13 protein-coding genes are annotated in these 14,107 nt (G+C 39.0%); 11 read left to right on the top strand and 2 right to left on the bottom strand.

Annotated elements, in window-relative coordinates; genetic code table 11:
* Nucleotides 1-164 precede the first annotated feature (164 nt).
* The 10 genes from OM074_RS00505 (at nt 165) to OM074_RS00460 (ending at nt 8,646) form a co-directional block, all read left to right on the top strand.
* On the top strand, nt 165-509 hold the full coding sequence (locus tag OM074_RS00505; protein WP_301197305.1) for a DRTGG domain-containing protein: 345 nt from the start codon (nt 165-167) through the stop codon (nt 507-509).
* 9 nt (nt 510-518) lie between these two features.
* Entirely contained in the window at nt 519-929 is a 411-nt protein-coding gene (locus OM074_RS00500) for an ATP-binding protein (protein WP_301197304.1), read from the top strand.
* A 10-nt stretch (nt 930-939) separates the two neighbouring features.
* On the top strand, nt 940-2,316 hold the full coding sequence (locus OM074_RS00495) for a [Fe-Fe] hydrogenase large subunit C-terminal domain-containing protein (protein WP_301197303.1): 1,377 nt from the start codon (nt 940-942) through the stop codon (nt 2,314-2,316).
* A complete protein-coding gene (locus OM074_RS00490) occupies nt 2,303-2,662 on the top strand; it encodes a DRTGG domain-containing protein (RefSeq protein ID WP_301197302.1) in 360 nt (119 codons plus the stop codon). Before OM074_RS00495 ends, OM074_RS00490 begins: the two co-directional genes overlap by 14 nt.
* A gap of 34 nt (nt 2,663-2,696) precedes the next feature.
* Nucleotides 2,697-3,449: a PHP domain-containing protein gene (locus tag OM074_RS00485; protein WP_301197301.1), complete on the top strand. Its 753-nt coding sequence runs from the start codon at nt 2,697-2,699 to the stop codon at nt 3,447-3,449.
* A 2-nt stretch (nt 3,450-3,451) separates the two neighbouring features.
* Nucleotides 3,452-4,000 carry an ATP-binding protein gene (locus OM074_RS00480; RefSeq protein WP_301197300.1) on the top strand — a complete coding sequence of 183 codons (549 nt, stop codon included), beginning with the start codon at nt 3,452-3,454 and terminating at the stop codon, nt 3,998-4,000.
* Between the two features lie 154 nt (nt 4,001-4,154).
* A complete protein-coding gene (locus OM074_RS00475; protein WP_301197299.1) occupies nt 4,155-4,565 on the top strand; it encodes a (2Fe-2S) ferredoxin domain-containing protein in 411 nt (136 codons plus the stop codon).
* 9 nt (nt 4,566-4,574) lie between these two features.
* Nucleotides 4,575-6,368 (top strand): NADH-quinone oxidoreductase subunit NuoF, encoded by a 1,794-nt coding sequence (locus OM074_RS00470; protein WP_301197298.1) that lies wholly within the window; start codon nt 4,575-4,577, stop codon nt 6,366-6,368.
* Between the two features lie 20 nt (nt 6,369-6,388).
* Complete coding sequence (locus OM074_RS00465; protein WP_301197297.1) at nt 6,389-8,164, top strand: NADH-dependent [FeFe] hydrogenase, group A6; 1,776 nt, start codon at nt 6,389-6,391, stop codon at nt 8,162-8,164.
* Nucleotides 8,165-8,169: 5 nt separating this feature from the next.
* On the top strand, nt 8,170-8,646 hold the full coding sequence (locus OM074_RS00460; protein WP_301197296.1) for an NADH-quinone oxidoreductase subunit NuoE family protein: 477 nt from the start codon (nt 8,170-8,172) through the stop codon (nt 8,644-8,646).
* A 106-nt stretch (nt 8,647-8,752) separates the two neighbouring features.
* Here OM074_RS00460 and OM074_RS00455 read toward each other — a convergent pair whose 3' ends face one another.
* Nucleotides 8,753-9,745, bottom strand: coding sequence for an alpha/beta hydrolase (locus tag OM074_RS00455; protein WP_301197295.1), 993 nt, complete (start codon nt 9,743-9,745; stop codon nt 8,753-8,755).
* Between the two features lie 113 nt (nt 9,746-9,858).
* The gene (locus OM074_RS00450) at nt 9,859-11,817 is read right to left on the bottom strand and encodes a helix-turn-helix domain-containing protein (protein ID WP_301197294.1); all 1,959 of its coding nucleotides are present in this window, start codon (nt 11,815-11,817) and stop codon (nt 9,859-9,861) included.
* Between the two features lie 134 nt (nt 11,818-11,951).
* On the opposite strand from OM074_RS00450, the gene OM074_RS00445 reads away from it, so the two are divergent.
* Nucleotides 11,952-13,862: a RecQ family ATP-dependent DNA helicase gene (locus OM074_RS00445; RefSeq protein ID WP_301197293.1), complete on the top strand. Its 1,911-nt coding sequence runs from the start codon at nt 11,952-11,954 to the stop codon at nt 13,860-13,862.
* Nucleotides 13,863-14,107 lie beyond the last annotated feature (245 nt).

Genomic DNA, 14,107 nt, shown 5'->3' with positions numbered 1-14,107 from the left:
TTTTAACAATTGTTAAGTTATTTAGATTGGTTATTTATTACGTTAATGAACAAAATCCTCTTTTTTTTTTCACAGGATACCGCGTATTTTGCAAGTCAATTCTTGAAAAATTTCTTTAATTGAAGTTATCAAGTTTATTTTAAAAGAATTAAGTCCTTTATTGAATGAAAATTAGTGAGATTGTCAGAATCCTGAATGCTAAGGTTGCATGTGGTCAAGCACATGTTGATATGGATATAGAGCGTGGTTTTGCAAGCGATCTTATGAGTGATGTCCTTACATTGGATACAGATAAGATGGTTTTAATAACCGGACTTGCTAATATGCAAACGATAAGAACGGTTGAGATGGCTGATGTTCAGTGTGTGCTGTTTGTTAGGAATAAACAAATTAGTGCCGATATGTTAGAGCTGGCAAAGGAACACGACATGATTTTGCTACAATGTAAATACTCAATGTTTAATGCGGTAGGTATGCTTTACGAAGCCGGGTTGAAACCAGTTTATTAGGGTTTATATATGGAATTTGTATACGAAGTTGAAGGCGGTGATTTTACAAAGGCAGGTAATGCTTCAAGTGCTGTAAAAAAAACACTGAAGCAGCTTAATGTCAGTCCTAAAATTGTAAAGCGAATAGTTGTTGCTCTTTATGAAGCAGAAGTGAATATTGTAGCACATGCCTATAAAGGGACTATCAGTGTAAATATCAATCAGGATCAGATCCATATAGTGTTGGATGATGTTGGGCCTGGAATCCCGGATATTGACCTGGCTATGCAGGAAGGATATTCCACGGCATCTTCTAAAGTTAGGGAAATGGGTTTTGGGGCAGGAATGGGGTTGCCAAACATTAAAAAAAATGTTGATGATTTAAAGGTATCCAGTGAGGTTGATAAAGGAACTAAAGTAGAGATGAAAACTTATTTATAAAAAAAGCTGAATGGCAAAACAACAAATATATCATGCCTTAAAGGTTGACCAGGATATTTGTTATGGTTGTACACATTGTATGAACGTGTGTCCTACCGAAGCTATTCGCATCAATGAAGGAAAAGCACGTATCCTGAAAAAACGTTGTGTAGACTGTGGTGAGTGCTTAAAGGTTTGTCCGGTAGATGCTATCTATGTAGAACAGGATGACCTTGAAAAGATTTTTGATTATGAGTGCAGGGTAGCCCTTGTGCCAGCCGTTTTTACAGGACAGTTTCCAACAGCTATTACCGAGGAAGAGATTTTTAGCGAAATGAAAGAACTTGGGTTTACCCATGTGTTTCAGGCTGAATTTATGGTGGATATGATCAACAATCTGATGAATGAACAGATTGCCCAAAATGATGAAAAGCCATTGATCTCAACTTTTTGTCCTGCCATCGTTCGATTAATTCAAGTTAAATTTCCGGCACTTATTGATAATATAGCCGCAGTAAAACCTCCAGTCGATGCCTCTGCTGCTTTCTACAAAAAGATGCTTTGCAAGCAGGGTATCCCAGAGAGTCAAATCGGAATTTTCTACATTACGCCATGTGCCGCAAAAATTGCTGCAATAAAAGGCTTTGGTCAGAATACCAATGAAGTTATTGATGGAGTGATCAATATGAGCTATATCTCCAATAAGCTATATCATAAAATAAAAAACAGAAAAGACTCATTAAAGGATTTACCGGTTCTTCCCCACTTGTCGAGTAAAGCTGTTCAGTGGAGCCTTACGCACGGGGAGTCTGACCATATGAATGGTCGTTCTCTGGCCGTGGATGAAATTCATAATGTGATAGAGTTTTTAGGCCGGTTAGAGGATGAAGAAATACCCGAACTGGATTTTCTGGAACTCAGGGCGTGTGACCAGGGGTGTGCCGGAGGTGCCCTGTTGCAAGGGAACCGGTTTTTAACTGTAGAGCGTTTAAAAATTAGGGCTAATCAGTTAGAGAATGATGATGAGCAGAATGATGATTTACAGGAATATAAAGATATTCTACAGGATAAAGATTTATTTATTACAAAAATAGACCCGCTTCCGGCAATGTCATTGGATCAGGATTTTAATGAAGCATTGAAAAAAATGGAGCGAATTCGTAACTTAATGTGCTATTTGCCTGGGATAGATTGTGGAGCATGTGGGTCGCCAAATTGCCAATCGTTGGCTGAAGATATTGTTCAACGTAAAGCAAACTTGTCTAATTGCGTGTTTATGCAACGTATGATGGAGAAAAACAGGAAGTTAAGCGGGGAGCATGCTACCCGTATTATCGAAAAAACCTGGGGAAATCAGCGACTGGATAAGGATTGCAGTAAAAAAGGAGCAAAAAATGAAGGTATGTGATTTAGTTGAAAAACTCAATTTAACAGTTTTTTGTGGTGAACAAGGTATAAACAACGAGGTGGAAGGTGCCTATACATCAGATTTGTTAAGTGATGTTATGGGTAATGTGGACGAGGGACAGGTTTGGATTACCTTGCAAACACACAGAAATATTATGGCTATTGCCTCTTTAAAGGAAGTTGCGGCTATTATTTTGGTTAAGGGATATAAGCCTGAACAGGCAGCCATTGATCAAAGCAATGAGGAAGGCATTCCGATATTAGGAACGGACATGGAAACCTTTGAGGCTTCCGGGGTTTTGTTCACACTCCTAAATGAAGAGAAAGGAAAGTATGGTGCTTTTTAAGATAAGATAAAATTGTAATAATTTTCTTTTGGTTATGAAAGAATTCAGGGCTGATTTACATATTCATACAGTGCTCTCACCCTGTGGGAGCCTGGAAATGAGTCCTGAAGTTATTATAGAGGAGGCACTAAGCAAGAAATTAGACATAATAGGAATCGCCGACCATAACAGTACCAGGCAAAGTGAGGTTATCAGAAAGTTGGGAGAAAAGTTTGGTATTGTGGTTTTGTGTGGGGCAGAGGTGAATACCAGAGAAGACGTTCATTGTTTGGCATTTTTTGAGAGTCCCGGGCAATTAAAGGAATTTCAGAATTACCTTGATGAGCATTTGCCAGTAGTGCACAATAAAGCAGAATTGTTCGGAGATCAGGTGTGGGTGGATGATAAAGGGAATATTTTAGGAGAAGAAGAGCGTTTGTTGATTGTTGGCTTAGATCAATCAATAGATGAAGTGGCAGAAAAGGTGGATAGTATGAACGGGATTTTTATCCCTGCGCACATTGATCGTCCCAGGAATAGTATCAATAGTCAGCTTGGTTTTTTATCACCGGATTTAAAAGTATCTGGTATAGAAATAAGCAGGGTGGCAAATTATCAGGATGTGGTAATCCGGTATCCCTGGGTTTGTAATTATTCAATAATTACCAATTCAGATGCGCATACACCAGAAGATATAGGAGTGGCATATACAACCTATTTGCTGGAGGAACCTAGTATTAATGAAATAAAAAAGGCCTTGAATAATGAAGATGGGCGAAGAATTATAAATGTCAGTTTAAAAAGATAACCATGCGTGATATTTCAATGCATATCCTCGATATTTCAGGAAACTCGGTGAGGGCTAAGGCTTCATTGGTTGAGGTGTCTGTTGTTGAAAAGACAAAAGAGGATACTCTGGTGTTAAAAGTAAAGGATGATGGCTGTGGTATGGATGAAGCTACCATAAAAAATGCTTTGGATCCGTTTTTTACATCGCGCAAAACCAGAAAAGTAGGATTGGGAATTCCTTTGCTACAGCAAAATGCCCAGCTTTCTGATGGCCGGTTGATAATTAAGTCGGAGCCAGGCCAGGGAACGGAGCTTGAGGCTGTTTTTGTGAGATCCCACATTGACAGGCCTCCACTTGGAGATTTGCCTGGTACTATCAGCTTGATGGCATCAGGAAATCCTGCAGTGGAATTTATTTATAAACATGTGCTTGATAAAGAGGAGTATGTTTTTGATACCAGAGAGGTGAAAAGCATATTGGAAGGTGTGGAAATTACAGAGCCGGGGGTGGTTAAGTTTTTAAAGCAGATGATAGAAGAGAATTTGATTGATATTGGGGTTGAGCTGTGAGTAGAAAGCGAAGAGTAGAAAGTTCATATAGTGGGTGGCTTTACAGTGCAAACCTTAAGAACTTTATAAACTTTAAGAACTTTAAGAACTTTCAACTTTATAAACTATACAAACTGAATAAGAGAAACTATTTACAAACTATAATAAATGCAAAATGACGAAAGTTAAAACCTTAGACGATCTAAAAAAAATGAGGAATGAGCTTCAATCGAAGCTTACTCTTCGTGAAAAAAGTGATCATCCGGAAAAAATGGTTCAGATTAAGGTTTCAATGGCAACTTGTGGTATTGCATCAGGAGCTAAGGAAACAATGAATTATCTGATTGAAGAGTTGGATAACCGTGCGGTTGATGCGGTTGTTACACAGACTGGTTGTATGGGATATTGTCATTCCGAACCAACCATTGAAGTGCATGTGCCGGGCACAGAACCTGTGGTTTACGGTCATGTAGATACCAAAAAAGCTGAAGAGATCATCACTAAGCATATTATTGGTGGTGAGCTTGTTGATGGTGTTATTCCGGTCAGCTACACAACTCCTAATGAAGATGAAAACGAAAAGTAAATTTGAATCATGGCCAAGTATAATAATCACATATTAGTTTGTGGGGGAACGGGATGCCGTGCCTCGCAAAGTGAAGAAATTGTCGAAAACTTAAAACAGGCAGTTTCTGACAATAGCCTTGAGAATGAAATCCAGGTAGTTCGAACAGGATGTTTTGGGTTCTGTGAAAAAGGACCTATTGTTAAAATGATCCCTGATAACACTTTTTACGTTCAGGTAACCCCGGAAGATGCCGGAGAAATTATTTCTGAACATATTGTGAAAGGTCGTAAAGTGGAACGTTTGCTCTTTACGGATCCTGAAAACAATGAGCATATTGCAGACTCTAAGCATATGGGATTCTATAAAAAACAGATACGTATTGCTTTACGTAACTGTGGTTTTATTAATCCTGAAAATATTGATGAATATATAGCTCGGGATGGATATGCTGCCCTGGGAAAGGTGTTGTCTGAAATGACTCCGGAAGAAGCTATTAAAGAAATAAAGGATTCTGGTCTTCGCGGACGTGGGGGCGGTGGATTTCCAACAGGTTTAAAGTGGGAAATCACGCACAATGTTGAAGGAGATGAGAAATATGTAGTTTGTAATGCAGATGAGGGAGACCCGGGTGCATTTATGGATCGCTCAATTCTTGAGGGAGATCCGCATTCAGTACTTGAGGCAATGGCTATTTGTGGATATTGTATAGGCGGAAGTAATGGTTTAATTTATATCCGTGCCGAGTATCCATTGGCGATTGAGCGTTTGAAAATAGCTATTGAGCAAGCACGTGAATTAGGTGTTATAGGTAAAGATATTTTTGGAACAGGATTCGATTTTGATGTAGAGTTACGTTATGGTGCTGGTGCTTTTGTATGTGGTGAGGAAACATCGTTAATCCACTCAATGGAAGGTTTGCGAGGGGAGCCTACGGTAAAACCACCATTCCCGTCAGTGAGTGGGTATAAGGGTAAGCCAACTAACGTAAACAATGTTGAAACATTTGCCAATATTCCTGTAATAATAAACAATGGTGCTAAATGGTTTAGCTCAATTGGAACGGAAAAGAGTAAGGGAACCAAAGTGTTTGCCCTTGCTGGTAAAATCAATAATGTTGGTTTAATTGAGGTGCCAATGGGAATTACTCTTCGTGAAGTGATTTTTGATATTGGAGGAGGAATCAAAGATGGTAAAAAGTTTAAAGCAGTTCAAACCGGAGGCCCTTCTGGTGGTTGCTTAACCGAAAAACATCTTGATATTCCTATTGATTACGATAACCTGATAGCCTCGGGATCGATGATGGGATCCGGAGGTATGATTGTTATGGATGAGGATGACTGTATGGTGTCTGTAGCTAAGTTTTATCTTGATTTTACAGTAGAGGAGTCATGTGGTAAATGTGCGCCTTGTAGAATTGGTAATAAGCGTTTGTACGAAATGCTGGATAAAATTACCAAAGGAAATGCTACTGAAGATGATCTGGGAATTCTTCGCAACCTGGCGAATGTAATTAAAGATACGTCTCTTTGTGGTTTGGGACAAACCTCTCCTAATCCGGTTCTTTCAACAATGGATAACTTTGCAGATGAATATCTTGCTCACGTTAAGGATGCTAAATGCCCTGCAGGTCAGTGTAAAGACTTAATGGAGTATGTTATTAATCCGGAAACCTGTGTGGGTTGTACATTGTGTTCAAGAGTTTGTCCGGTTGATGCTATTTCAGGAGATAAAAAGCAACCTCATGAGATTGATACAACTGTTTGTATTAAGTGTGGTGCTTGTATGGAGAAATGTAAGTTCAATGCAATCAGCATCCAGTAATTCAAAAAGATCGTATAACAATGGATATTGTAAAATTAAATATAGATAACAAACCTGTAGTAGTTGAAAAAGGTACTACAATTTTGGAAGCGGCAAAGTCTGTAGGTGTTAATGTGCCTACCTTGTGCCATATGAAACTTCACGATGTTGGCTACGAGAATAATCCCGGAGGTTGTCGTATTTGTGTGGTAGAGGTTGAAGGAAGAAGAAACCTGGCTCCTGCATGTAAAACGGAATGTACAGAGGGAATGGATATTAATACCCATTCTTTAAGGGTTATCAATGCCCGTCGTACAGTGATGGAGTTAATTCTTTCAGACCACCCGGCAGAGTGTTTAACATGTGTAAAAAACGGAAAGTGTGATTTGCAAACAATGGCTCAGGATTTAGGAATACGTGAGATTCCTTTTGAAGGTGAGCAATCGCACTATAAAGAAGATAAGTCGCCATCTATTATTCGCGATATGGACAAATGTATCATGTGTCGCAGATGTGAAATGGTGTGTAATGAGGTTCAAACTGTAGGATGTCTTTCTGCTATAAACCGAGGGTTTGAATCGGTTGTGGCTCCTGCTTTTGAAATGGATCTTGAGAAGTCAACCTGTACTTATTGCGGTCAGTGTGTGGCGGTTTGTCCAACAGGAGCACTTTCTGAGGTAGATAATACCAGAAAAGTGATTGCTTCATTGGTTGATCCTTCTAAAACAGTTATTGTACAAACGGCTCCTGCAGTTCGTGCTGCTCTAGGTGAAGAGTTTGATATGGAGCCGGGTACTTTGGTGACTGGTAAGATGACTTCGGCACTTAAAAAGTTAGGCTTTGATAAGGTATTTGATACCGATTTTGCTGCCGACCTTACCATTATGGAAGAGGGTACGGAGTTATTGGGACGTTTGCAAAAGCATTTGGCCGGAGATAAGGATGTTAAGCTTCCTATACTGACATCTTGTTGCCCGGGATGGGTAAATTTCTTTGAAAGTAATTTCCCTGATATGCTAGACGTGCCATCAACGGCTAAATCGCCGCAGCAAATGTTTGGTGCTGTAGCAAAAACGTATTTGGCCGATCAAATGGGTATCAAGCGAGAAGACATGATTGTGGTTTCAGTGATGCCTTGTGTTGCTAAGAAATATGAGTCAGGTCGTCCTGAGTTTGCAGTGGATGGTAATCCTGATGTTGATTTTTCAATTACAACACGAGAGTTGGCTCAAATGATTAAAGGAGCAAATATTAATTTTGACGACTTAACAGACGAGGAGTTCGATAATCCTATGGGAGAATCAACCGGAGCAGCTGTTATTTTTGCTAACACCGGAGGGGTTATCGAAGCTGCAGTGCGTACTGCCTATGAAGTTCAAACGAAAAAGAAACTCGAAAAAGTTGATTTTGAAGAACTTCGTGGGTTTGAAGGAATTCGTTCGGCAACTGTAGATTTTGATGGTCTTCCGATTAAGATTGGTATTGCGCATGGATTGGGTAATGCCCGCAAGTTATTAGAAGATGTTCAGGCCGGGAAGTCAGAATTCCATGCCATTGAAATTATGGCTTGTCCTGGAGGATGTATTGGTGGTGCTGGTCAACCTTATCACCATGGCGATACAACTATTTTAAAGAAAAGGGCAGAGGCTATCTATCGTGAAGATGAAGGGAAAGAAATCCGTAAGTCGCACGAAAATCCATTCATCGTAAAATTATACGAAGAATTTTTAGGGGAACCTTGTGGAGAGCTGTCGCATAAATTGCTTCATACTCACTATTTTGATAAGAAAAAGAAAGTTGAAATTAATAACGACTAACAGTTATGGCAGAAATAAAATTAGCTGAAAGCAAAGTTCAGGAACTAAAAGAGGTTTGCAAAAAGTTTAATTACGATAAAGGCGAATTAATAAATGTACTTCATGCAGCACAGGGGATCTTCGGATATTTGCCTGCTGAAGTTCAGGAGGTAGTAGCCGATCAATTAAATGTGAATATTGCTCATGTATATGGTGTAGTTACTTTCTATTCTTTCTTTACCATGACTCCTAAAGGGAAGCACCCTATTTCTATTTGTATGGGTACTGCTTGTTATGTTCGAGGAGCTGAGAAAGTATTGGATGAATTTAAACGCCTGTTGGATGTTAAGGTTGGTGAAACAACTCCCGATGGTAAATTCTCTGTAAGTAGCTTGCGTTGTGTGGGTGCTTGTGGTCTGGCACCGGTTGTTACGGTAGGCGAAAAGGTTTACGGTAGGGTTGCTCCGGAGGATGTTAAAGATATCCTGGCCGAGTATAAGTAGAGTGTAGGGCAAAGTGCTGTTGGCATAGAGCCTGATTAGAATATTGAAGTCCGTTCTGCATCTGTAGAACGGACTTTTATATATAAAATTATGGATCATACTATAGTTAGTATTTTTTGCCAGGGCGATCTTTAACAAAATTCCATATCTCCATATTCATGTCATCGTGGAACATCCATTGAATAACATGTCCTCCTCCCTCATAAATGATAATTGTATTGTTTGGAAAAACCAGGTCTGCCAGGTTGGTTTTTTCTTCATTTAATGGAGAAGAGAAAAAACATAGTTTTGGGTAGTCCCAGTTTACAATAGAGTTTACGTATTCGTCTCTCACGTAATAGCCTGTGTTGGCCATGATGTCCGTTGGGAAGTCGGCGAAGTAGGATCCCCATTCCTTTAATTCTTCTGCATCCGGGCCGGATAAAAAATCAGGAATCAGGTTTTTTACTAAAACGGATTTAATATTTGAATCCCATGTCAGCATGAAATTATATGTGTCGTTATTGTTTTGTATTAAAGCAGTTCTTTCTTCAGGATCTGTTGGCCATGGGTTAAGCCATCCATCAATCACAATAAGTTTGTACATCATTCCCGGGTTTTGGCGTTCAAACATGGCCAACACTTTTGGTCCCATGCTAAATCCAACACCTACAAATTTGTGGATGCCTTCTTTTTTAATGACGGTATACATTGCTTCAGCCATTAATTCCATGGTGTATTGGGGGCCTGTAGCATCCGGTTTGATGGGAGTTGCAGGAGATGGCGCATCGCTCCACCCGGTTCCAGGTAAGTCAATATAGATACATCTTGCTTTGTCCCTGAAATAGTCAAATTGTTTTGAATAAACAGTATGGGGATTAGTCCAGCCGGGAATAAACACCATGTCAATGGGGCCTTTGCCAATAATGCGGTAGTGTATGTTCAGTCCGGTTTCTTTCATTGTAACAAACCGTTCGTGGTCAAGACCCGGGGCTTCATGGTTTACGATTGTCGTTTTTTTTAACAGGGCATCTGGTGCCACAATTTCATCTTGTTTTTCACAGCCCGTAAATAAGCCAATACAAGCAGTAAAAAACAATAGTTTCAAAAGATTTTTCATGACTGTACTGTTTTTGTTAATACTAATTTCTTAAGTGTTAACAAAGTTACAGCCCACCAGGAGCGGGTGCTTATCAATTATGTTGTTATGGGTGTAAATATTTTTTTATACCGCTAAGTTTTTTGTTTTTCAGAATTTTTGACATGATATTTTAACACGCCTATTTTCTCCAGAAACTTTAAAAAGCGTGGGTCATCTCTGAGAAAGTCGAAATCAGGGTTTGATACGGCTAAGCTGGTCATGTAACCAATGGATTTGCGTTCGGTACATTTATTAAGCCATTTGATGCAATTGTCCTTATCACCTAGCATGGCGTACCACCAGGAAATGATATACGGGGAGCGTCCGATCCCGGCTACCGGACTGGTGCTTTGGGCCTGGGCTTCTGCAATCCACTTGATTATTCCTTTGATGCCACCCAATTTGTATATGGCAGGAATTTGTTTTGAATATTCAGTCGTTTTTGGGTTGCTTTCCAGTATAGTCTGTAATTCTTTTATGGCTTTTTCATCTTCTCCTAACTTGATGTAGTTTAAAAAAAACAGCCAGTTGTTAAATATGTAATCTTTGTATAAATCCTGGGCTGTTTGACAATCTTTAAGGGCCTCAGTGTATTTTTCTTCAAAATAATGGATATATGCGCTTAAATTATGGGTTACCCAATAGTAAGGCTCTATTTCAAGTGCTTTGTTTACATATTTACGGGCATCTTCCATTGGTCCTGTTATCATTAAAAGCTGGGCATACCACTGGTAAAGAGGAGGGTAGTTTGGGTTTAATTTAAGGGCTTTTTCGAACTCAATTAACGCGCCATCAAAGTTTCTTTTGCCTCCCCAAAAGTGAATTGCACCTTTCATGGCATGCGCTTCACCAAGTAGGGGATCAATAATTAATACTTTTTCAATAATGCTATCTGCAATCATCCAGTCATTGATGCCCGGAGTATAGCCCCAGCCCGAGAGTCCGCTGTGTGCATTGGCGAGCCCAATATACGCCTGAACAAAATCAGAATCCATGGCGATGGCTTTTTCAAAGTATTTGATACTTGTAAACATGGCATCAGCATCAACATCAATCCGTAAAGAGCTATTGGTTTTGTTGAGAAGAAACTGTCCTTTTAAATAGGCATCGTATGCTTCGGAGTTTTTGGTGGGTAACTTCTTGATTTGTTTCATCTCCTGATTTGAAATAACAGACTTCAGTTCTTTAGCAACTTGTATGGCTATTTCATTTTGAATGCCCAAGATATCTGTTGTTTCTCTTTCAAAAACTTTAGACCATATATGTTTGTCCTTTTTTCCGTCAATTAATTGGGTACATATTTTAAGTGCTGAATCTTGCTTGCGTATGCTGCCTTCTAATATGTAGTTTACATTCATGTTTTTACAGATTTCTTTTGTTGAAAGATTGGTGTCTCGGAATTGTTCAGAGGTAGTTCTGCTTACAACTTTTAAATCACTTATCCAGAACAGAAAATTTAGTAAATCCTCCATTATTCCATCTGCTAAATATTGGTTTGATGCATTGTTGCTGTAGTTCTTAAAGGGAAGGACAATAATCGATTTTTCGCTTATATCAGATGGGGTGCCATTCTTCTTTGGCCAGAAAAATATAGTGATGATTGCTATACTGCAGGCCATAAGTAATGAAATTGCCCGTATCGGTTTTTTATTGATTTCTTTTAAAGGATTGTAAGTGGTTGGTTTGGGGATGTCCTGTGTTTTAATTTCTTCCAGGTGGTTGATGTATTCACCAGGCGTGTGACCAAAGTGTTCATGAAAGCATTTTATAAAATATGAAGGACTGCTAAAGCCAACTAAATATGCGATTTCTGAGATGTTTTTCTCGCTCTTTAAAAGCATTTCTTTTGCCTTATTGAGGCGTATTTCTCTGATAAACTGACTTGCAGAATAGTTGTTGTAGGCTTTTAATTTGCGATATATCTGTTCTCGACTCATACATGCCTTCTCCGCCAATTTCTTTACTCCAAAATTTTCATCAGATAAATTCTCCTCAACAATTGAAGTGAGGTTCTCAATGAATTTGTTTTCTGAGTTATGGCGCTGTGGCATTGTTTTAAGATATAAAGTGAGTTTACCTAATTTAAGGAATAATTGTTAATACATCAAGGTGAAATGAGGGCAATGGGCTGGACTGGTTAAAAAGTTTGCGTTAAAAAAATTATCTTCACGTTTTTATTTTTCATATGGATAAATACCTGAAAATATTAAAGCAGTACTGGGGGTTTGATGGCTTTAGGGCGATGCAAGACCAAATAGTGCAATCAATTGGTGACGGGAAAGATACTTTGGGACTGTTGCCGACAGGAGGAGGGAAGTCTATCACTTTTCAAGTGCCGGCATTGGCAAAAGAAGGTGTTTGTATCGTGGTTACTCCGTTGGTTGCTTTAATGAAGGATCAGGTAGCTAATCTGAAAAAGAGAAATATAAAAGCTGTAGCTGTTTATTCGGGGCTTTCCCGTGAAGAGATAAATATTGCTTACGACAATTGTATTTTTGGAGATTATAAGTTCCTGTACTTATCCCCGGAACGTCTTTCAACAGAATTGTTCAGGGAGAAACTGACCTATTTTAAGGTGAGCATGATAGTTGTTGATGAGGCGCATTGTATTAGCCAGTGGGGGTATGATTTTCGTCCCTCCTACCTTAAAATAGCTGAGTTTAGGGGGGAGCTGCCTGAAGTTCCTGTGTTGGCCCTAACTGCAACGGCCACTCCCAAAACAGTGGATGATATTCAGGAGAAACTGCTTTTTGAAAAGAAGAATGTTGTTCAAAAAGGTTTTGAGCGTGATAACCTGGCGTATATTGTTCGTGAAACGGATGATAAGTTAAACCAGTTGGTTAAGATTGTTAAATCTGTTAATGGTTGTACCGTGGTTTTTGTACGCAACCGCAAAAAGACCAAGGAATATACCCTATGGTTGAGGGAACACGCTATTACAGCCCATAATTATCATGCTGGATTAACCCAGGAGTCAAAAGATTTGCGCCAAAAAGAATGGATGGAAGATAAAGTGCAGGTTATTGTGTGTACCAATGCATTTGGAATGGGTATTGACAAGCCCGATGTGCGTTTGGTTGTGCATATGGATGCACCGGATTCTATAGAGGCTTATTTTCAGGAGGCAGGTCGTGCCGGGAGGGATGGTAAAAAGGCTTATGCCGTTTTGCTATGGTCCGGAGCTGATAAAACAAGGTTAAAAAAAAATGTAACTGTTTCATTTCCCGAAAAGGAGGTGATTTATAGGATCTATAATGCTTTAGGAAACTTTTTTCAGATTGCCTCAGGGCACGGTGAAGATTTGGTTTTTGATTTTGATATGGTATCGTTTTGTGGAGCTTATCATTTTAACCTGCTATCGGTTTTCAATAGCCTTAAAATACTTCAACGGGCAGGGTATCTCGAATATGAAGAAGAAAGCAATAACCCATCGAGGGTGCATTTTTTGGTTCAGAAAACCGATTTGTACCGTTTTCAGGTTAAAAACGAAAAGTTTGATGGTTTTATAAAACTGCTGCTGAGATCCTATACAGGTTTCTTTACCGAATATGTTGTTATAAACGAAAAAGTGCTGGCAACCCGCGCTAATGTTAGTATTCAGCTGGTATATCAATATCTTAATAAGTTAAACCATCTCAAAATTATTCATTATATACCGGCAAAAAAAACTCCATTGATCAGGTATATGTTACCAAGGGAGGAGGAGCGGTATATGAAATTACCGGATGAGGTGTATAAACATCGCAAAAAGGATATGGAAACAAGGGTAACTGCAATGGTTGATTATGCTGAGTATACTCATGTGTGCCGAAGCCGGTTTTTATTGAATTACTTCGGACAAAAAGATACGAAGGATTGTGGTTGTTGCGATGTTTGTTTGGATAAGAAAAAAAGAGGGGTTGAGTCAAAAGATGCTGATTTGTACCAGGAAAAAATCAGGAAAGCATTAGAACAGCCATGTAGTTTATCAGAGCTAGAAGACCAACTGGATGAAAGTTATCAGAAATGGATTGGTGTTTTTAATTGGTTGGCAGATAATCAAGCCATCTATCAAACGGAAGATGATAAGTGGCAAAACAGGGATGGTGATATTTAGCTTGTTTGAATAGATTGGTCATTGGTCATTGGTCATTGGTAAGATAGAGCTAAAAAGCTGACCGATGCGTGTTGAATTGAAAAATGACGGAGTTAATGATTGATTTAACATAATTGCTAAATGTGTTGCGTTTTGACTGGGTCTCAGATGGGTTAGGCTTGATTCTAATATTATTATTGCATTAGGTTTATAGCCTAGTCATTAGTATTTCGCTTTTAAAATTATTAGTTTTGCAAATTAATTTT

This window comes from Plebeiibacterium marinum, assembly GCF_026013615.1.
In the GTDB taxonomy this organism is placed as follows: Bacteria; Bacteroidota; Bacteroidia; order Bacteroidales; family Marinilabiliaceae; genus Saccharicrinis; species Saccharicrinis marinus_A.
This window is presented reverse-complemented; position numbering and strand designations above follow the sequence as displayed.